The organism is Massilia phyllosphaerae, from assembly GCF_034659755.1.
In the GTDB taxonomy this organism is placed as follows: domain Bacteria; phylum Pseudomonadota; class Gammaproteobacteria; order Burkholderiales; family Burkholderiaceae_D; genus Telluria; species Telluria phyllosphaerae.
This window is the reverse complement of record NZ_JAXSQX010000002.1, coordinates 406,010-425,372: the sequence shown is the minus strand read 5'-3', so window position 1 is coordinate 425,372 and position 19,363 is coordinate 406,010. Positions and strand designations below refer to the sequence as shown.

The following is a 19,363-nucleotide window of genomic DNA, read 5'->3' as shown; positions in this document are numbered from 1 at the left end:
AAGGAAGCACATGAAGATTCCACGCCGCGCAGCGCTGGCGCTCCTGCTGGCATTCGGCTGCAGCCTGCAGGCCGGGGCAAAGGACCCGAAACAGATCGTGATCGGCACCAGCGCCGGCCCCTACGCCGACCAGGTCAAGTACGGCATCAAGCCGATCCTGGAACGCCAGGGCTGGCAGGTGAAGGTGGTCGAGTTCAACGACTACATCCAGCCGAACTTCGCGCTGGCCGAGGGGGCGCTCGACGCCAACGTGTTCCAGCACATCGTCTATTTGAATAAATTCTCGCGTGACCACAAGCTGGCACTGTCCGAACTGGTCACGATCCCGACCGCGCCGATCGCGATCTACAGCCGCAAGCACCGCAGCCTCGACGAGGCCCGCGCCGGCAGCACGGTAGCGCTGCCGAACGACCCGACCAACCAGGCACGGGCGCTGGTCATGCTCGAGCAGATGGGTTGGATCCAGCTGCGTCCGAACACCGATCCGGTCAAGGCGTCGGAGCGCGACGTCGCGCGCAACATCCGCGGCGTGAAGCTGCTGCCGCTCGAAGCCGCCCAACTGCCGCGCGCGCTGCAGGATGCCGACTACGCCTTCGTCAACGGGAACTATGCGCTGGCCTCGGGCCTGAAGCTGACCGAGGCGCTGCGCACCGAAAAGATCTCGCGCAACTACGTCAATGTGGTGGCGGTACGCAGCGCCGACCTCGACAAACCCTTCGCACGCGACCTGGCCGCGGCCTACCGCTCGCGCGACTTCCTGGCCTGGACCGAGCAGCACAACGCCGGCTACGCCAAGACCGACTACCAGCTGGCCATGCTGGCCCAACGCGCAAAATAACTGCTACATGACCAAGCCGATCCGCTTCAACGCCTTCCAGATGAACACCGTGGGCCACCAATCGCCCGGCCTGTGGACCCACCCGCGCGACACCAGCACGCGCTACAAGACCGCCGCCCACTGGGTCGAACTGGCGCAGCTGCTGGAACGCGGGCGCTTCGACGCCCTGTTCCTGGCCGACGTGCTGGGCATCTACGACGTCTACGAGGGCAGTCCCGACGCCGCGCTGCGCAACGCGGTGCAGGTGCCGCTGGCCGATCCGCTGGCGCTGGTGCCGCTGCTGGCCCACGCCACCGAACACCTCGGCTTCGGGGTCACCGCCGCTCTCACCTACGAGCATCCGTACACTTTTGCGCGCCGCATGTCGACGCTGGACCACCTGAGCGGCGGCCGCGTCGGCTGGAACATCGTCACCGGCTACCTCGACAGCGCCGCGCGCAACCTCGGCCAGACCCGGCAGCTGGGCCACGACGAACGCTACGACCTCGCCGACGATTACCTGGAGGTGGTCTACAAGCTGTGGGAAAAGAGCTGGGACGACGATGCCGTGGTAGCGGACAAGGTCGAAGGCGTGTACGCCGACCCGGCCAGGGTCCACCCCATCCAGCACCAGGGCCCGCACTACACCGTGCCCGGCATCCACCTGTGCGAACCCTCGCCCCAGCGCACGCCCTTCCTGTACCAGGCCGGCACCTCGCCGCGCGGCCTCGCGTTCGCGGCGCGCCATGCCGAGGCGACCTTCGTGGCCGGCCCCAGCAAGCAGGTGGTAAAAAAATACGTCGACGCCACCCGCGCTGCGGCACGTGCCGCCGGCCGCGATCCGGACGAACTGCTGGTGTATGCGCAGGCGCTGATCGTCACCGCGCCCACCGCCGCCGAGGCCCAGGCCAAGTACCAGGACTACCTCGAACACGTCGACGTCGAAGGTGCGCTGGCGCTGCTGTCCGGCTGGACCGGGGTCGACTTCGCGCGCCTGCCGCTGGACGCCACCGTCGAGTACATCGACACTGACGCAGGCCGTACCGCCCTCGCGTCGCTCAGCGCCGCCGACCCGGAGCGCACCTGGACCGTGCGCGAGGCGGCACGCTTCATCGGCCTGGGCGGCCGCGGTCCGGTGCTGGTGGGCGACCCCGGCCAGGTGGCCGACCAGCTCGACGCCTGGCAGGAAGCGACCGGCGCCGACGGCTTCAATCTCGCCTTTGCCGTGGCCCATGAATCGATGCGCGACGTGGTCGAGCTGGTGGTGCCGGAGCTGCAGCGGCGCGGGCGCTACCGCACCGACTATCCCGGCGGCACCCTGCGCAACCAGCTGCTGGGCCGGGGCGACCGGCTGGCGCCCCACCATCCCGGGCAGCGGGTCAGCATCGTGACGCAGCCATCCGCCGCCTGATCAGGTTTTTAGCTAATAAGAAAGGAAAAGTGTGAAACGCCGTACCCTGCTCCAACTCGCCGCCGCCGCCGGCGCAGCCTCCGCCACCCTGCCGCGCCTGGCCGCCGCCGTGCCGCTGGAGGAAATCCGCCTCGACTACGCCTATTATTCGCCCACCAGCCTGGTGCTGCGCCGCTTCGGCTGGCTCGAACAAGCCTTCAAGGCCGACGGCACCAAGGTCAAATGGGTATTCAGCGCCGGCAGCAACCGCGCGCTGGAATACCTGAACGGCAACAGCATCGACATCGGCTCCTCGGCCGGCCTGGCCGCGCTGCTGGCGCGCGCCAACGGCACGCCGATCCGCGCCCCCTACATCTTCTCGCGGCCCGAATGGACCGCGCTGGTGGTGCCGAAGAACTCCCCGATCCGCAGCCTGGCCGACCTGAAGGGCAAGAAGGTCGCCGCCACCAAGGGCACCGATCCCTATTTGTTCCTGCTGCGCTCGCTGCAAGTGGCCGGCCTGAAACGGTCCGATATCGAGCACGTCAGCCTGCAGCACGCCGACGGCCGCACGGCGCTGGAACAGGGCAAGGTCGATGCCTGGGTCGGCCTCGATCCGCACATGGCCGCGAGCGAGCTTGAAAGCGGTGCGCGCCTGCTGTACCGGAACGTCGCCTTCAACACCTACGGCTTCCTGAACGTGCGCGAGCAATTCCTGGGCAGCCATCCGAACGAGACGGCGCGCGTGATCCAGGCCTATGAAAAGGCACGCGCCTGGGTGCGTGCCAACCAGACCGAAGCGGCGAAGATCCTGTCCGAAGAGGCCAAGGTCTCGCTGCCGGTGGCCCTGCTGCAGATCAAGCTGCGCAGCGACTTCAGCCAGCCCCTGCCCGGCACCGAACACGTGAACGCCCTGCGCCAGGCAGCGCCGATCCTGCGCGACGAAGCGCTGGTCAAGCCCGGCGCCGACCTGAACCGCGCGATCGCCGAGCTGGTCGACACCCGTTTCGCCCAGCCTTACATCGCGAAGGGCTGACGTGAACACCCGCGTCCTGGATGTGCCCGCAGCGGGTGCGCATCGGCGCCGTGGCGGCGTGCCGCTGCTGCTGGTGCTGCCCTTCGTGCTGCCGGCCCTGCTGCTGGGCGGCGCCGAGCTGGCCGTGCGCGCCGGTGTGCTGCCGGCCAACCTGATGCCGCCCCCATCCGAAGTGGCACGCACCCTGGCCTGGCTGGCCGAGAACGGCCTCGGCGCCCACCTGGCGGCCAGCACGGCGCGGGTCGCGATCGGCTTCCTGGCCGGCGCCGGCGTCGCGCTGCTGGCCGGCGCGCTGGTAGCGCTCGACCGCCGCGCCGCCGCGCTGTTCGATCCGACGCTGCAGGCGCTGCGCGCGATCCCGTCGCTGGCCTGGGTGCCCCTGCTGCTGCTCTGGTTCGGCATCGACGAACTACCGAAGCTGGTCCTGATCGCGATCGGCGCCTTCTTCCCGGTCTACACCGGCGTGGTGTCCGGCTTTGGCGGGGTCGACCGCAAGCTGGTCGAGGTGGCCCAGCTGTACCGGCTGGCGCCGCTGGCGCTGGTGCGCCGGGTGCTGCTGCCGGCGGCGCTGCCGGCGATCCTGACCGGACTGCGCACCGGCCTGTCGCTGGCGTGGATGTTCATGGTGGCGGCCGAACTGATCGCGGCGACGCGCGGCCTCGGCTACCTGCTGTCGGACGGGCGCGAGACCAGCCGCGCCGACATCGTCCTGGCGGCGATCGTGCTGCTGGCGGTGCTGGGCAAGCTGAGCGACATGGGGATGGTGGCGCTGGAACGGCGCCTGCTGGCCTGGCGCGACGACTTCGCGGGGAGCCTGGGTGGAGGATACCGATGAGTTTTCTGGAAATCGTCGTCGACGAAAAGCGCTACGGCGAGCGCGTCGTGCTGAAGAACCTGCGCCTGGAACTGGCGCGCGGCGAGATCGTCAGCCTGGTCGGCCCCAGCGGCTGCGGCAAGAGCACGCTGCTCTCGATCGTGGCGGGACTCGACAAGGGGGCGCGGGCCACGGTGCGGCTGGACGGCGCAGCGCTGGCCGGAGCCGGCGAGCGTGACGGTGACGGCATCGGCTTCGTGTTCCAGGAGCCGCGCCTGTTTCCGTGGCTGGACGTGGCGCGCAACATCGCCTTCGGCGGCGGCGCTGCGGCGGCCGCCGCGGGGGCCGTCGATGCGCTGCTGGCCGAAGTCGGCCTGGCCGGCTACGGCGCCCACCTGCCGCGCCAGCTGTCCGGCGGACAGGCGCAGCGGGTGGCGATCGCGCGCGGGCTGTACACCCGGCCGCGCGTGCTGCTGCTGGACGAGCCGTTCTCGGCGGTCGACGCGATCACCCGCATCAAGCTGCAGGACCTGCTGGCGCGTGTTGCGCGCGAGCGCGGCCTGAGCGTGCTGCTGGTCACCCACGACATCGACGAAGCGGTGCACCTGAGCGACCGCATCGTGCTGCTCGACCGCCAGGCCGGTCCGCCGCGCGCCCAGCTGCCGGTCGGGCTGGCACGCCCGCGCGCGCGCGGGGATGCCGAAGCCGCCCGGCTCAAGGCGGGCATCCTGGCCATGTTCGACCTGGAAACCGCCTGAGCCCTGCTAGCGCACCAGCTCGATGGCCAGCTCGCTGTCCTTGACGTCGGCGATCGGACCCAGGATCGCGCCGTCGAATTCGCGCAGCGCCTCGCCCTTCTCGAACAGGTGCGGTAGGTCGGGGTTGGCCAGCGCGCCACGGCCCAGCGCCACGATGTCGGCGCCATGCTGCAGGATCTCGGCGGCGCGCTCCAGGCTATGCAGGGAACCGTTGGCGATGATGGTGACGTCCGGCGCATGGCGGCGCGCCAGCGCGACCAGGCTGTTGCTGCCGCCTTCGAAGGCCGGTTGCCATGCCTCGAATTCGGTGACGTGGATAAAGTCGGCACCCGCCTGCGCCAGCGCACCGAAGATGATGGCGGCATCGGCTTCGCGGCCCGGCCACTTGTTGGTGAAATCGTTGACCTTGCCCTGCGAGATGCGGATGCCGACCGGCACCTCGCCCCCGATGGCCGCCTTCACGGCCTTCACCACTTCCACCAGCAGGCTGACCCGGCCCTGCGTGCTGCCGCCCCAGCGGTCTTCACGCACATTGGTGTGCGCGGTCAGGAACTGGTCGAGCAGGTAGCCGTTGGCCCCGTGGATTTCGATGCCGTCGAAACCGGCGACACGCACGGCGCGCACTGCCGACTGGACAAAGCCGTCGACCGCCTCGGCGATCTGTTCCTCCGTCATGGCGACCGGGTCGGCGTAGTCGCCCTCGCCATGGTAGAAGCCCATCTGCTTGCCGGCCGGCTTGACTGCCGACGGCCCCGCCGTGTGATCGCGGTAGGGATTGAACTGGCTCAGGGCGCCTGCATGCATGAGCTGGGCGAATACCAGCGTGCCTTGCTCATGGGCGTCGCGGGTCACCGCGCTCCAGCCCTGGGCCTGCTCGTCGTCGGTGATGCCGGGCTGGTTGCGGTAGCCCTGCGAAAACGCCTTGTCCGTGTACAAGCCTTCGGTGATGACCAGGCCGAACCCGCCCTTGGCAAAGCGCGCGTAGTAGTCGCGCATCGTCGCGGTCGGCACGCCGGTTGGCGTCGCGGTCACGCGCGTCATCGGCGCCACCGCCAGGCGGTTCTTGACGGACACGCCGTTCTTATCATGTCTGGATAAAATCGAGGATAGGGCTTGCTTCATGGTCGACTCTTTCTTGAGGATTACGCTGCTGGTGCAGCGGTGGATGCCATAATAAAGGCACTTGTTTGTGAGAAAAAGCACTGCAAGTGTGAAACCGCTTTAACATAAAAGGTTATAAATGCAGATAGCGGATCTCCGGATCTTCCTGGCCGTGGCGTCCGCGGGCAGTTTGTCGGCGGCGGCGCGGCAGCTCGATATCGGTCCGATGCAGGTGTCACGCAGGATCGCAGTCCTCGAAGAGGAACTCAGCGTACGCCTGTTCCACCGCACCACGCGCTCGGTCGCGCTGACCGCCGAGGGCGAAGCGCTCCTGCCGCATGCCACGACCATGGTCGAGGCCGAGAACAGCGCACTGGGCGAACTGCGGCCATCCGCCACCAAAGCATCGGGCCTGCTGCGCCTGACCGCGCCCAGCGTGTTCGGGCAGACCATTGTGCTGCGCCTGCTGCCCACGCTGCTCGAACAACATCCGGAACTGCGGATCGAGCTGGACGTGTCGGATCGCGTCGTCGATATCGTGGGCCAGGGCCTCGACCTGGCGATCCGCATCGCCACGCTGGGCGATTCGGAACTGGTGGCCAGGAGGATCGCCGCCAACCCGCGCGTGCTGGTGGCTTCGCCAAGATACCTGCAACAGCGGGGCCGGCCGCGCACGCTTGGCGACCTGGAAGGGCACGACTGCGTCGTCCTGCAGGCGGTGCCGCGCTGGCCCTTCGTAGTCGACAAGGGGCTGCAGCGTATCCGCGTGAACGCACGTATCACTACAAGCAATGTCGCCACGGCACGTTCAGCGGCCGAGCAGGGGTTGGGACTGGTGATGCTGACTTATTGGGATGTCCAGCAGCAGCTGCGCGACGGCACCCTGCTGGACATCGGTCTCGAGGACGCGGCGATGGAAGACCTGTCGGTCTGGGCAATGACGCCCACCCGCCGCCATGTGCCGACGCGCGTCAAGGTCTTCCTCGACGCGCTCGAACAGGAACTCGCGCGCCTGCGCTGAGCCGAGATGAGCTGAACGTTCAGCCCATCCGGCCTTCGCGCGATGCGATCAGCTCGACCTTGATCCAGCCCGGATGGCGCAGGTCGAACTCTTTATAGGCATCGATCACCGACGGCATCTGCTCGCGCTTGGTAACGATGGCGGTGGGATCTATCGCGCCGACGCGCACCAGCTCGACCAGGTCGGGCACGTATTTGCGGTGGTTGCAATTGCCCATGCGGATGGTCAGGTTCTTGTTCATCGCGGCGCCGATCGGGAAGCTGTTGTCGGCCGGCGGGTAGACGCCGATGATCGACAGGGTCCCGGCCTTGGCCAGCGCCTGCACCGCCCACTGCTGCGCCTGCGACGGGGCATCGCCCGGCACCCAGTTGTCGCCGTGCGGATGCTGGTGCGGCGCGACCTTCTTCACTTCTTCCGCGAACTCGTCCTTCTTTTGCGCGGCTTCGGCGGCGGCCGGACCGTGGTGCGGGCATTGCGCATCGACGCCGACCGCATCGATCGCGCTGTCCACGCCGACGCCGCCGGTCAGCGCCTTGATGGTCGCGACCGGGTCTTCCTCGTCATAGTTGATGACTTCCGCGCCCTGGCGGCGCGCCATCTCGAGGCGGTCCGGCAGGTGGTCGATGGCGAGCACGCGGCTGGCGCCCATCAGCTTGGCCGAGGCGATGGCGAACTGGCCGACGGCGCCGCAGCCGAACACCGCCACCGTGTGACCAGGCTTGATGTCGGCCAGGTCGGCGCCGAAGTAACCGGTCGGGAACACGTCCGACAGCAGGATCGCCTGGTCGTCGGTGACATTGTCCGGCAACTTGACCAGGTTCACGTTGGCGAATGGGATACGGGCCTTTTCCGCCTGCAGGCCGTTGAAGCCGCCGGCCGGCTGCGGACCGCCGTAGAACGCGGTGCCGGCGCCCGGGCCGCCCGGGTTGGCGTTGTCGCACTGCGCATAGTAGCCGGCGCGGCAGTAGGAACAGTAGCCGCAGGCGATGGTCGACGGCACCACCACGCGGTCGCCGACCGACAGGTTGCGCACATTGTTGCCGATCTGCTCGACGATGCCGACCGCTTCGTGGCCGAGGATGGTGCCCTCCTTCATGCCTTCGAAGGTGCCGCGCACGAAGTGCAGGTCGGTGCCGCAAATGGCGCTGGTGGTAATGCGGACGATGGCGTCCTGGTCCTGCTCGATCTTCGGTTCCGGGACGTCGTCCAGGCGGATGTCGCCAATGGCGTGGAATACAACGGCTTTCATCGGGGTCCTTTCAATGGGAGGGCACGCCGGGCGTTGGCCGGCATGGGACATAACAGGCTAGCATCGCTTTTTGCTGCACGGCCGTACGTTACTCTTGATCATCGGTACTTCCAGGGTCGGCCGGCGGCGTTCCCACGGCCGGACGCCCGCTTGATCCCGGTCTAGCGCCCGCCCACATGCGGAACTCGCGACGGCTGCGGCAGCCTAACTGGACACACAGCACATGCGCCGCCACCGATGCCGATTCCAGCTCCGCCAGCCGCCCCCGCGCCGAACGCCGACGCTCTCGATGCTCTCGATGCCCTCGACGGCCCGCGTCCGCTGCTCGGCCTGCGCGAAGCTGTCACGCTGATCGTCGGCGTGGTGGTCGGGGCCGGCATCTTCAAGGCACCGGCGCTGGTGGCCGGTATGACCGCCGACGTCCCCTGGATGTTCCTGGCCTGGGTGCTGGGCGGTGTGGTGTCGCTGGCCGGGGCGCTGTGCTACGCCGAACTGTGCACCGCCTACGCCCATCCGGGCGGCGACTACCACTTCCTGCAGCTGGCCTACGGGCGCGGCCTGGCCTTCCTGTTCGGCTGGGCGCGCTACGCCGTGATCACCACCGGTTCCATCGCCCTGCTCGCCTTCGTGTTCGGCGACTACCTGCAGCAGGTGCTGCCGCTGCCGGCCGCCACGCCGGCGCTGGGCGCGGCAGCCTGGGCGGCCTTGGCGGTGGTGGCGCTGGCCGCGCTCAACCTGGCCGGCCTGCGCGGCGCCAGCCTGGCCCAGACCGGGCTGACGCTGCTCGAGGTGGCGGCCCTGCTGGGGGTGGCGGCCGCGGCCGCGCTGCTGGCCGGCGTCCCCTCGGCCGCATCCGCAACATCCGCCGCAGCCGCCGCGGCCGGCACCGGCCCGCCGGCGTCTTTCGGCCTGGCGATGGTGTTCGTGCTGCTGGCCTACGGCGGCTGGAACGAAGCCGCCTATATCAGCGCCGAAGTGCGCGACGGCCGCCGCAACATGGTGCGCGCGCTGGTGCTGTCGGTCAGCCTGATCACCCTGCTCTACCTGCTGGTCGCCTGGGCCTGCTGGCACGCGCTCGGGATGCCTGGGCTGGCGGCATCGAGCGCGCCGGCGGCCGATGTCGTGCGGATGGCCTTCGGCGCGCCGGGCGAGCGCATCCTGGCACTGCTCGTGGCGGTGTCGGCGCTCACCTCGATCAACGCCACCATGATCGTCGGCGCCCGCACCGGCTATGCGCTGGGCTGCGACTGGCGTGCGCTCGGCTGGCTCGGGGGCTGGGACGGCGCGCGCGGCACGCCGCGGGTGGCGCTGCTGCTGCAGTGCGCGGCCGCGCTGGCGCTGGTCGGACTCGGCACCGCGCTCGGCAGCGGCTTCCGCGCCATGGTCGAGTTTACGGCGCCGGTGTTCTGGCTGTTCTTCCTGCTCACCGGGATCGCCCTGTTCGTGCTGCGGCGGCGCGAGCCGGAACGCCCGCGTCCCTACCGGGTGCCGCTGTACCCGCTGCTGCCGGCCGTGTTCTGTCTCGCCTGCGCCGGCATGCTGTGGTCCAGCCTGTCGTACGTGTCGGCGCAGTCGCTGGGTGGCCTGAGTGCCGCCTGGATCGGCGTCGCCGTGCTGGCCGCCGGCGTGCTGGTGCTGGCGGCGCTGCTGGCGCTGCAGGCCCGGGCGTACACCGGCCACCGCCCTACTGAAACCCAAGCCAAGGAGAACCGACGATGACATCGCATACCCGCCGCACACTGCTGCTGGGCACCGCCGCCGGTGCCGGCCTGGCCCTGGTTCCGGGGCGCGCCCCGTTGGCCCAGGCCGCGCAGTCCATCGCGCCTGCGCCGCACAGGCTCGACGTGCCCTACGTGCCGACCCCGCAGGACGTGGTCAACCGCATGCTGGCCGTGGCCAAGGTCGGCAAGAACGACGTCGTCTACGACCTCGGCTGCGGCGACGGCCGCATCGTCGTCACCGCCGCCCGGCAGTTCGGTGCGCGCGGGGTCGGCATCGACATCAATCCGGAACGCATCGCCGAAGCCAGGGCGAATGCCAAGAAGGCCGGGGTCTCGCAACGCGTCGACCTGCGCGTGGCAAACCTGTTCGATACCGACCTGTCGCCGGCCTCGGTGGTCACGCTGTACCTGCTACCAAATATCAACGTGAAGCTGCGCCCCCAGCTCTGGAAGCAATTGCGCGTGGGGAGCCGCGTGGTATCGCACGCCTTCGACATGGGCGCCGACTGGCCGCCCGAGCAGACCGTGGACGCGTCCGGACGCACGATCTGCCTGTGGACCATCACCGCCGCGCAGAAATCGGCGGCCGCGCCGGCCGCCCTGGGCCGGGCCTGAACCCGCCCTGTAACCGGCACGGAGCGTGCCGCCCGAGCACTGCCGGGCTCGCTCGACAGTATCCCGCCTGCCGTTGCGGCGCTGTCGATGCGCAAATGCGGCGTGGTTGCGGTTCTTCCGAATTGATCCGCTGCCATTTTTTCGTTACATTGGAGGTTTTATTGACATGGGGTGGCCCGGCCGTTCCCGGCCGCTCCCCGCGATGCGCGATTCTCCATTACTCAAGCACCTGAGCTCCGGCTCCCTCGTAACGGCTTCCTGTTTTCTCGGCCTGCTGTATTTTGGCCGCGACGTGCTTGAACCGCTTGCCCTGGCCTCCATCCTGAGCCTGGTGATCGCGCCATTGATCCGCACCATGCGCCGCGTCGGCATCGGCCAGCTCCCGGCCACACTGCTGTCCGTGGTCCTGGTGTCGACCGCCGTGGTCGGCATCGGCACCATCCTGGCCTTCCAGCTGGTGGCGGTCACCGGCGACCTGCCGAAGTACCGCGCCGCGATCCGCACCAAGATCGCCACCGTGCGCGAGCTGACCGAGCGCCCGTTCGCCCGCATCGAGGCCGAACTGAGCGCGGTATCGCCGCAGGCGCCGTCCACGCCGGTCGGCAAGCGTGGCATCAATACCGTGACGGTCAGCCCGACCATGCCGCTGCCGGTCGAGGTGCGCGCACCGCGCCTGACCACGCGCGACCAGCTGGCGCGCCTGTTCTCGCTGGCCTGGGGGCCGATCGGCGAAGCCGGCCTGGTGCTGGTGCTGTTGATTTTCATCTCGATCGAACACGAATCGCTGCGCGACCGCCTGATTCGGCTGGCCGGCCAGACCGAGGTCAGCCGCACCATCCGGACGCTGGGCGACGCCGCCCAGGGCGTGTCGCGCTTCTTCTTCTCGCAGTTCGTGGTGAACCTGACCTTCGGCACGCTGATCGGCGTGCTACTGGGCGTGGCCGGCGTGCCGCACGCGGCGCTGTGGGGCGCGCTCAGTGGCCTGGTGCGCTTCGTACCCTACCTCGGCGTGATGGCGGCCGGCATCGTGATCGCCATGTTCGTTGCCGCCATCGACCCGGGCTGGCAGCTGGCGGTGTCCTGCATCGTCCTGTTCGTGGCGCTGGAAGTCATCGTCGCCAACGTGGTGGAACCGAAAGTCTACGGCCACAGCTCCGGGCTGTCGCCGCTGGCGGTGATCGTGTCGGCGCTGTTCTGGGGTGCGATGTGGGGCCCGGTCGGCCTGCTGCTGTCGACCCCGCTGACGCTGTGCCTGGTCGTGGCCGGCCGCCACGTGCGCGGGCTCGAGCCGGTCACCATCCTGCTCGGCGACGCCCCCAGCGTCAGCGGCGGCCAGCGCTTCTACCAGCGCGCCCTGACCGGCGACGCCTACACCATCCTGCGCGACGCCCAGGCCTACCTGCGCCGCGCCAGCTTCGCGCGCTATTGCGACCAGGTGCTGCTGCCGGGCCTGTCGATCGCCGCGGCCGACCGCCGCAGCGGCCAGATCGACGCCACCCAGGTCGCAACGATCCAGGGCACGACCGCCACCGTCGCCGCCGCGCTGACCCAGGGCGGCCGCGGGCCGATGCTCAGCCGGCGCCGCCGCAGCCGCGACGTCTCGCTGCTGGACGCCAATCTCGGCGCCCACCTGCGCCAGATGCGCGAAGCGCGCCAGGGCCGCTGGCAAGGCTCGCTCGACGTGCCGCTGCGCTCGGTGGTGCTGTGCGCCGGCCTGCCGGGCGAACGCGACGCCGTGCTGAGCGAACTGCTGGTGCGTTCGCTGCGCGAGGCCGACGTCGACGCCCGCAGCGCCACCATCGACCGCGACGACGAGCGCCCGGACCCGGACAAGTCGGAGCTGGTGTCGACGATCTTCCTGCCTTATCCGCTGGAAGACCAGCTGGAACCATGGATCGGCGCCGCCACCCGCCTGCGCGACAACGTGCCGCATGCGCTGCTGGCCACGATCCGGCTGTCGATCGACACCTCGACCGTCAGCCAGCCCGTGGTCGAGCAGCACGTCGACATCGTGCTGCGTTCGTTCGAGGAAGCGCTGGCCTTCGTGGCGCCGGAGCGCTCGGCCAAGTGGCAGGGGACGGCGGCCGCGGTGCGCTGAGGCGGCCAGGGAAGTCTCAACGCGGCAGGTAGTGATCCACCAGCAGCGCCGCGAACAGCAGCGCCAGATAGACGATCGACCAGGCAAACGCCCTGCGGGCGATCTCATCAGTATAGCGCTTGTGCACCAGCCAGCCGTAACGCAGGAACACGGCGTTCAGCAGCGCCGCCGCACCCAGGTAAGGCAGCCCGCTCATGCCGACCGCCCACGGCAGTGCCGAACCGGCCGCCAGCAGCAGGCTGTAGCGCCACACGCACATGCCGGTATAGGCCATGCCGTGCGTGACCGGCAGCATCGGCAGGCCGGAGCGCGCGTAGTCGTCGCGCCGGGCCATCGCCAGCGCCCAGAAGTGCGGCGGCGTCCACAGGAAGATGATCAAGACCAGCAGCCAGGCCTGCAGCGGCACGCTGCCGGTGGCCGCGGCCCAGCCCAGCGCCGGCGGCATGGCCCCGGCCAGCCCGCCGATGACGATGTTCTGCGGCGTGTTCGGCTTCAGGAAGATGGTGTAGATGAAGGCGTAGCCGGTGAAGGTGGCCAGCGTCAGCCACATGGTCAGCGGATTCACGCGCGCGTACAGCAGCGCCGCGCCGGCACCGCCCAGCGCCAGCGAGAACAACAGCGCCTGGGTGCGCGACAGCGCGCCGCTTGCGGTGGCGCGGCGCGCGGTGCGCGCCATGCGGGCATCGACCTCGGCCTCGATCAGGCAGTTGACCGCGAACGCAGCGCCGGCCAGCAGCCAGATGCCGGCGGCGGTCCAGGCCAGCAGCGCCCAGTCCGGCGCGCCCGGCGTCGCCAGCAGGCTGCCGATCACGGCGCAGAACACCGTCATCTGGGTCACGCGCGGCTTGGTCAGCGCCCAGTACTGCGGGATGCGGGTGGCGAGCGCACGCAGCGGGGCGCTGCCGGCGCCGGCGGCGGATTCTGGCCGCAGCTGGGCGGCGGGATGGTTTCGCATGGTCAAACTCTCATGGCAACGGGTGCGGCGCGCAGTCACATCGGGCCGCGCTGCGGCGGAGACTGCGGCGGAAAGCGGGCGGCTCGGTATTCGGGGACGCTAATGCTACCGGAATTCGCGGCGCAAGCATTGGGGCAAAATGTCCCAGTTGCGAGACAGGCAATGGGGCGGCGCCGCGCCATGGCGGCGCATTCGTCGCGCGCGCGACCGTCTTCCGTATCAGTTCTACAACGTTTCCTGGGCACCAAGGCGGTTCTGCTTGCCTGAGCCTCGCCTGTTGAATATCGTCAAACATGCCGTATTAACCAAGGGACAGCATGAAGACGAGGATGACAGGGGTTGCCCACGCCGTGCGCGGCGTGGTGCTGGCTGGCACGTGGATGGCAGCCGGCGGCTTCGCCGGCCACGCAATGGCGCAGGAAACACCAATCGCCCCGGACGCGCAGGCCGTGCAGGCCGCGCCGATGCCGACGGTGGAAGTAACCGGTTCGGCGATCCGCCGCGTGCAGGCCGAGACCGCGCTCCCGGTGCAGACCGTCACCCGCGCCGAGATCGACAAGGCCGGCGTGACCACCGCCGCCGAACTGATGACGCGGATCTCGTCGAACGTCGGCGGCCTGACCGACGGCGTCAGCATCAACGTCGGCGGCGACCAGCGCGGGTTCAACAGCGCCAACCTGCGCGGCATCGGCACCTCCTCGACGCTGGTGCTGCTGAACGGCCGGCGCATGGCCAACTTCGCCTCGCCCGGCGACGACAGCGGCGTCGATCTGAATAACATACCGGCCGCCGCCCTCGAACGGGTCGAAGTGCTGCTGGACGGCGCCTCGGCGCTGTATGGTACCGATGCCATCGGGGGCGTCATCAACTTCATCACGCGCAAGGACTTCCAGGGCCTGGAACTGAATGCCTACGGCCTCAAGACGCGCGAAGGCGGCGCCGGCAAGCGCACCGCCAGCATCGGCGCCGGCAAGGGCGACCTCGACCGCGACGGCTACAACGTGTTCGCGGTGGCCGACTTCCAGCGCACCAATGCCCTGAGCACGTCGCAGCGCAGCTTCGTCAAAGGCTTGCAGGTCGAGCAGCGCCTGGGCCACCTGCTGTCCGGCTACACCAGCCCGGCCAACATCCGCCTCAGCACGGCGCAGCGCGACTACCTGCAGGAGAACGGTTTCACCATCAACGGCAAGCCGATCACCAACCGCCTGATCAACCTGTCGGTGCCCGGTTGCGCGCCGCCGGACAATGTGTACCTGCCGGCCGGCACCGGCGGCGTCGATGCCTGTACTTACGACTACATGAACGACACCGAGCTGTATCCGAAGTCGGACAAGGCCAGCCTGCTCGGCCGCGGCGTGATCAGGCTCGGCGCCGGCCACCAGGCCTATGCCGAAGTTGCCCTGAGCCGCGCGAAGACCGACTACGCCGGCTCGTCGGCACGCGTGACCGGCTACATCGACTACCGCAAGGTGCCGCAACTGGCGGGCACCGGCCTCGACCAGGTCACCGACGACGACGTGCCTGGCGAACTCGAACTGCGCATGCGCCTGAACGAAGCCGGGCGCCGCACCAGCACCCTTACCAGCGAAGGCGTGCGCGTGGTGGTCGGCCTGAGCGGCAACCTGGGCGGCTGGGACTACGACACCGCGTTCAACCACAGCATCAACACCGTCAAGGACCAGGACACCCACGGCTACGTGCTGTACAACGAGCTGCTGGCAGGGATCGCCGACGGCCGCATCAACCCGTTCGGTCCGTCCGGCGCCGAAGGCCGCGCCCTGCTCGACAGCATCCAGGTGCACGACGACGTGCGCCACGCGCGCGGCACCATGGATTCCTGGGACTTCAAGCTTTCGCGCGCGCTGATGAAGATGGACGGCGGCGACCTGGCGGTGGCCGTCGGCGGCGAGCTGCGGCGCGAAAAGAACGACTTCACGCCCTCCGCCCTGCTCCTGAGCGACAACATCAACAACGACGCCGCGCCGGAAGGCGGCCGTGCCACCCACGACAGCCGCAACATCCAGGCCGTGTACGGCGAGTTGCTGGTACCCTTTGCCAAACAGTGGGAAGCCCAGCTGTCCGGCCGCTACGACCATTACCAGCAGGTCGGCGGCGCGGCCAGCCCGAAGATCGGCCTGAGCTGGCGTCCGAGCGCGGCGCTGCTGCTGCGCGGGTCGGCCGGCCGCGGCTTCCGCGCGCCGTCGATGACCGAGCTGCACCGCCCCACGGTCTACAGCAGCACCGCCACCCTGCCCGACCCGGTGTATTGCGCCACGGTCGACAACAACTATGCCGACTGCGCCGACAACTGGGACACGCGCCGCTACAGCAATCCAAACCTGAAACCGGAACGCAGCCGCCAGTTCTCGCTGGGCGCCGTGTTCGCCGCCGGCCGCCACGTGAATGCCTCGCTCGATTACTGGAACATCAAGCGCACCGACCTGATCAGCGAGATCGGCGACGACGTCATCCTCGGCAACCTGGCCAAGTACGGCGACCTGGTGCACCGCGACGAAGACGGCTACATCGACTATATCGACCTGCGCAAGGAAAACCGCGGCGCCCAGGTCGCCAAGGGCCTGGACCTGGCGGTCACGGTGCGCGGCATCGACACCGCGGTCGGCCGCTTCGGCGGGCGCCTCAACGGGACTTATGTGCTGGATTCCAAAATCCAGAACAGCCCGGGCGACAGCTACATCAGCAACGTGGGCAGGTTCGTGACCGACGGCGTGGTGCAGCGCTGGCGCCACACCATCACCCTGGACTGGGAACGCGGCCCGCTGTCGGCCAGCCTGTCGAACACCTATTCGAGCGGCTACGAAGACCAGAACACGGCAATCAACATCGACGACGGCAGCGTGGTGGCGCGGAACCGCGTGCAGCCGTATTCGCTGTGGGACCTGTCGGCGGCCTGGCAGTTCAACCCGGCGCTGAAGCTGCGCGCGGGCGTGCAGAACATGTTCGACCGCAGCCCGCCGTACTCGAACCAAGCCTACTTCTTCCTGTCCGGCTACGATCCGACCTACACCGACCCGCGCGGCCGGCGCTTCTACGCCAGCATCAACTACGCGTTGCGCTGACCGCTCAATGCCCCAGGCTGGCCGAACGGCGGGCGGCCGGCTCGCTTTCCGGCGAGCCTTCCTGCGGACGGTCCGGATGGGCCCAGTGCTTGACCAGCAGCGCCAGGGTGGCGAACACGCCGGCCACCGCGACCACCGCGAAGATGCCCTGGAAGCCGACCTGCCGGCGCGCCAGTTCGGCCACCAGGAAGGAGCCGGCGACGCCGCCGAAGCGGCCCACGCCCATCATCCAGGCCACGCCGGTGGCGCGGCCCTGGGTCGGATAGAAGCTGGCGGCGAGCGCCGGCAGCGAGGACTGGGCCGTGTTCATCAGCGTGCCGGCGACGAACACCATCGTCATCAAGAGGCCCACGCTGCCGGCCGACAGGCCGATCGCATAGATGCTGACCGCGCTCAGGCTGAAGCACAGGGCGATCACGCGGTTCGGATTGAAGCGGTCCATCAGGACGCCGAGGAACACCGCGCCGACGCCGCCGAGCGGGAACAGCGAGGCCGCCAGGGTCGCGGTGCGCGCATCCAGGCCGGCTTCCTTGAACAGGATCGGCATCCAGTTGATCAGCGAGTAGAAGATCACCAGGCCCATGAAATAGGCCAGCCAGATCATCACGGTGCCGACGATGAAGGGGCGCGACAGGATCACGCGCAGGCCGGTGCGCTTGACGGCCGTGCCTGCGCCGGCGGTCTTCTCGGCCATCGTGAAGGCCTGCACCTCACGCGCGCTCGGGGAGATGCGCTCCAGCGCGGCGCGGATGCGCGCGGCCGGCACCTTGCGGGCGACCAGCCAGCGCACCGATTCCGGCAGGCGCACCAGCATGACGACGGCCAGCACCAGCGGCACCAGGCCGCCCAGCAGCAGCACGCTGCGCCAGCCCCATTGCGGGATCATCCAGGCCGCCAGGAATCCGCCCAGCGCGGCGCCCAGCGGGAAACCGCAGAACATCGCATTGGTGAGGGTGGCGCGGCGCCCGTCGGGGCAGTACTCGCTCATCAGGGTGACCGCGTTCGGCATCGCCGCACCCAGGCCGAGGCCGGTGATGAAGCGCAGGATGGTCAGCTCGGTCAGGCTGCCCGAAAACGCCGACCAGGTGCAGGCGGCACCGAACAGGGTAACCGCCACCACCAGCACCGTCTTGCGGCCGAAGCGGTCTGCACAGGGACCGGCGGTGAGGCCCCCGGCGGCCAGCCCGAACAGCGCGGCGCTGAGCACCGGCGCCAGCGCCGCCTTGCTCAGGCCCCACTCCTTCAATAGCGAAGGCGCGATGAAGCCGATGGCGGCGGTGTCGAAGCCGTCCAGCAGCACGATCAGGAAGCACAGCGCGAAGATGCTCCACTGGAAAGCGGAAAAGCGGTGCTGGTTGAGGAAATCCTGGACGTCGACGGGCGTGCCCGGTCCGCGTCCTTGCGCAGGGGTCTGCTGGTGCATGGCGTGTCTCCAAATTGCCGGTCCGCGGGGGCGGCCGATCGTTTATTCTTATTGGATAATACTATTTATATGGAATCCCGTGGGTCGGGCACGGGCCGGGTGCCTCAGAATGCGCCGACGTAGTTCTCTGCCAGCGCCGTGCTCAGCGCGCGCGAGGCCACGATGTTTTCCAGCTCGGCCAGCTGCACCTGGCGCTCGAACGGCGAGGCGTCGTCGAAGGTGTGCAGCAGGCGCGTCATCCACCACGAGAAGAATTCGGCGCGCCACACGCGCTTGAGCGCGTCGCTCGAGTAGCTGTCCAGTCCCTCTTCGCTGCCGCGGCGATAGTAGCCGTCGAGCGCATTGGCCAGCAGCTTGACGTCCGAGATCGCCAGGTTCATGCCCTTGGCGCCGGTGGGCGGCACGATGTGGGCGGCGTCGCCGGCGAGGAACAGGCGGCCCGAGCGCATCGGCGCACACACGAAGCTGCGCATGCCGATGATGCCCTTCTGGAAGATGCGGCCTTCCTTGAGCTTCCAGCCGTCGTTGGTTTCGGTACGCGCATGCAGCTCGGACCAGATGCGGTCGTCGGACCAGTTGTCGACGCTGTCGCGCGGGTCGCACTGCAGATACAGGCGCTGCACGGTCGGCGAGCGCGTGCTGACCAGCGCGAAGCCGCGTTCGTGGCGGGCGTAGATCAGTTCATCCGACGACGGCGGCGATTCGACCAGGATGCCGAACCAGCCGAACGGATAAATGCGCTGGTAGTCCTGGCGCTGGCTCTGCGGGATCATCGGGCGCGACACGCCGTGGAAGCCGTCGGCCCCGATCACGAAGTCGGCCTCGATGCGGCGCGCCTGGCCGTCGTGTTCGAACGTCACGCTGGGGCGGGTGCCGTCGATGCCGCTCATTTCGACCTTGCTGGTCTCGAACAGCAGCGCGCCGCCGGCCTCCATGCGGGCCGCCACCAGGTCGATGATGACCTCGTGCTGCGGATAGACGGTGATCGCCTTGCCGGTCAGGCCGGTCAGGTCGATGCGGTGGCGGCGTCCGCCGAAGGCCAGCTCGACGCCGTGGTGCAGCGCGCCGTCGCGCCGCATGCGTTCGCCGACGCCGGCTTCGTTGAGGATGTCCATGGTGCCCTGCTCGAGCACGCCGGCACGGATGGTGGCTTCGATGTCGGCGCGGCTGCGCGACTCCAAGACGACCGACTCGATGCCGTTCAGGTGCAACAGGTGGGAAAGCAAAAGGCCGGCCGGACCGGCGCCGATGATGGCGACCTGGGTACGCATGATGATGTCTCCGT

15 protein-coding genes are annotated in these 19,363 nt (G+C 69.0%); 10 read left to right on the top strand and 5 right to left on the bottom strand.

Annotated features, from left to right (window positions below; translation table 11 throughout):
• Positions 1-10: 10 nt before the first annotated feature.
• Genes U1H99_RS10070 through U1H99_RS10050 form a run of 5 tightly spaced genes read left to right on the top strand, consistent with a single transcriptional unit; the run spans position 11 to position 4,815 of the window.
• Entirely contained in the window at positions 11-838 is an 828-nt protein-coding gene (locus tag U1H99_RS10070; protein WP_323141600.1) for a MetQ/NlpA family ABC transporter substrate-binding protein, read from the top strand.
• A gap of 7 nt (positions 839-845) precedes the next feature.
• Positions 846-2,228, top strand: a complete 1,383-nt coding sequence (locus U1H99_RS10065) for an LLM class flavin-dependent oxidoreductase (RefSeq protein ID WP_323141599.1) — start codon at positions 846-848, stop codon at positions 2,226-2,228.
• Positions 2,229-2,259: 31 nt separating this feature from the next.
• A complete protein-coding gene (locus tag U1H99_RS10060) occupies positions 2,260-3,243 on the top strand; it encodes an aliphatic sulfonate ABC transporter substrate-binding protein (protein ID WP_323141598.1) in 984 nt (327 codons plus the stop codon).
• A gap of 58 nt (positions 3,244-3,301) precedes the next feature.
• On the top strand, positions 3,302-4,078 hold the full coding sequence (locus U1H99_RS10055) for an ABC transporter permease (protein ID WP_323142099.1): 777 nt from the start codon (positions 3,302-3,304) through the stop codon (positions 4,076-4,078).
• On the top strand, positions 4,075-4,815 hold the full coding sequence (locus U1H99_RS10050; protein WP_323141597.1) for an ABC transporter ATP-binding protein: 741 nt from the start codon (positions 4,075-4,077) through the stop codon (positions 4,813-4,815). Before U1H99_RS10055 ends, U1H99_RS10050 begins: the two co-directional genes overlap by 4 nt.
• 6 nt (positions 4,816-4,821) lie before the next feature.
• Here the strand turns inward: U1H99_RS10050 and U1H99_RS10045 are convergent, their stop codons facing one another.
• Positions 4,822-5,937, bottom strand: a complete 1,116-nt coding sequence (locus U1H99_RS10045) for an NADH:flavin oxidoreductase (RefSeq protein ID WP_323141596.1) — start codon at positions 5,935-5,937, stop codon at positions 4,822-4,824.
• Between the two features lie 118 nt (positions 5,938-6,055).
• Between U1H99_RS10045 and U1H99_RS10040 the strand changes: the two genes are divergently transcribed.
• Positions 6,056-6,937 carry a LysR family transcriptional regulator gene (locus U1H99_RS10040; RefSeq protein ID WP_323141595.1) on the top strand — a complete coding sequence of 294 codons (882 nt, stop codon included), beginning with the start codon at positions 6,056-6,058 and terminating at the stop codon, positions 6,935-6,937.
• A gap of 19 nt (positions 6,938-6,956) precedes the next feature.
• Here U1H99_RS10040 and U1H99_RS10035 read toward each other — a convergent pair whose 3' ends face one another.
• Complete coding sequence (locus tag U1H99_RS10035) at positions 6,957-8,186, bottom strand: zinc-dependent alcohol dehydrogenase (RefSeq protein WP_323141594.1); 1,230 nt, start codon at positions 8,184-8,186, stop codon at positions 6,957-6,959.
• 237 nt (positions 8,187-8,423) lie between these two features.
• Here U1H99_RS10035 and U1H99_RS10030 point away from each other — a divergent pair, with 237 nt between their 5' ends.
• The 3 genes from U1H99_RS10030 (at position 8,424) to U1H99_RS10020 (ending at position 12,620) form a co-directional block, all read left to right on the top strand.
• Complete coding sequence (locus U1H99_RS10030; protein WP_323141593.1) at positions 8,424-9,905, top strand: APC family permease; 1,482 nt, start codon at positions 8,424-8,426, stop codon at positions 9,903-9,905.
• Positions 9,902-10,522 carry an SAM-dependent methyltransferase gene (locus tag U1H99_RS10025; RefSeq protein ID WP_323141592.1) on the top strand — a complete coding sequence of 207 codons (621 nt, stop codon included), beginning with the start codon at positions 9,902-9,904 and terminating at the stop codon, positions 10,520-10,522. Before U1H99_RS10030 ends, U1H99_RS10025 begins: the two co-directional genes overlap by 4 nt.
• Positions 10,523-10,688: 166 nt before the next feature.
• Positions 10,689-12,620, top strand: coding sequence for an AI-2E family transporter (locus tag U1H99_RS10020; protein WP_510980331.1), 1,932 nt, complete (start codon positions 10,689-10,691; stop codon positions 12,618-12,620).
• 16 nt (positions 12,621-12,636) lie between these two features.
• Here U1H99_RS10020 and cyoE read toward each other — a convergent pair whose 3' ends face one another.
• Positions 12,637-13,575: a heme o synthase gene (cyoE, locus tag U1H99_RS10015; protein ID WP_323141590.1), complete on the bottom strand. Its 939-nt coding sequence runs from the start codon at positions 13,573-13,575 to the stop codon at positions 12,637-12,639.
• Between the two features lie 329 nt (positions 13,576-13,904).
• Between cyoE and U1H99_RS10010 the strand changes: the two genes are divergently transcribed.
• A complete protein-coding gene (locus U1H99_RS10010; RefSeq protein WP_323141589.1) occupies positions 13,905-16,655 on the top strand; it encodes a TonB-dependent receptor in 2,751 nt (916 codons plus the stop codon).
• Between the two features lie 4 nt (positions 16,656-16,659).
• Here U1H99_RS10010 and U1H99_RS10005 read toward each other — a convergent pair whose 3' ends face one another.
• Together U1H99_RS10005 and U1H99_RS10000 are read right to left on the bottom strand one after the other, a co-directional pair.
• Positions 16,660-18,078, bottom strand: coding sequence for an MFS transporter (locus U1H99_RS10005; protein WP_323141588.1), 1,419 nt, complete (start codon positions 18,076-18,078; stop codon positions 16,660-16,662).
• 104 nt (positions 18,079-18,182) lie between these two features.
• Positions 18,183-19,349: a 4-hydroxybenzoate 3-monooxygenase gene (locus U1H99_RS10000; RefSeq protein WP_323141587.1), complete on the bottom strand. Its 1,167-nt coding sequence runs from the start codon at positions 19,347-19,349 to the stop codon at positions 18,183-18,185.
• Between the last annotated feature and the right edge of the window lie 14 nt (positions 19,350-19,363).

Bases quoted from the DNA above. Each gene is read 5' to 3' on its own strand.
- U1H99_RS10070 (WP_323141600.1), top strand. From the start codon at position 11: ATGAAGATTCCACGCCGCGCAGCGCTGGCGCTCCTGCTGGCATTCGGC.
- U1H99_RS10065 (WP_323141599.1), top strand. From the start codon at position 846: ATGACCAAGCCGATCCGCTTCAACGCCTTCCAGATGAACACCGTGGGC.
- U1H99_RS10050 (WP_323141597.1), top strand. From the start codon at position 4,075: ATGAGTTTTCTGGAAATCGTCGTCGACGAAAAGCGCTACGGCGAGCGC.
- U1H99_RS10045 (WP_323141596.1), bottom strand. From the start codon at position 5,937: ATGAAGCAAGCCCTATCCTCGATTTTATCCAGACATGATAAGAACGGC.
- U1H99_RS10040 (WP_323141595.1), top strand. From the start codon at position 6,056: ATGCAGATAGCGGATCTCCGGATCTTCCTGGCCGTGGCGTCCGCGGGC.
- U1H99_RS10035 (WP_323141594.1), bottom strand. From the start codon at position 8,186: ATGAAAGCCGTTGTATTCCACGCCATTGGCGACATCCGCCTGGACGAC.
- U1H99_RS10030 (WP_323141593.1), top strand. From the start codon at position 8,424: ATGCCGATTCCAGCTCCGCCAGCCGCCCCCGCGCCGAACGCCGACGCT.
- U1H99_RS10025 (WP_323141592.1), top strand. From the start codon at position 9,902: ATGACATCGCATACCCGCCGCACACTGCTGCTGGGCACCGCCGCCGGT.
- U1H99_RS10020 (WP_510980331.1), top strand. From the start codon at position 10,689: ATGGGGTGGCCCGGCCGTTCCCGGCCGCTCCCCGCGATGCGCGATTCT.
- cyoE (WP_323141590.1), bottom strand. From the start codon at position 13,575: ATGCGAAACCATCCCGCCGCCCAGCTGCGGCCAGAATCCGCCGCCGGC.
- U1H99_RS10010 (WP_323141589.1), top strand. From the start codon at position 13,905: ATGACAGGGGTTGCCCACGCCGTGCGCGGCGTGGTGCTGGCTGGCACG.
- U1H99_RS10005 (WP_323141588.1), bottom strand. From the start codon at position 18,078: ATGCACCAGCAGACCCCTGCGCAAGGACGCGGACCGGGCACGCCCGTC.
- U1H99_RS10000 (WP_323141587.1), bottom strand. From the start codon at position 19,349: ATGCGTACCCAGGTCGCCATCATCGGCGCCGGTCCGGCCGGCCTTTTG.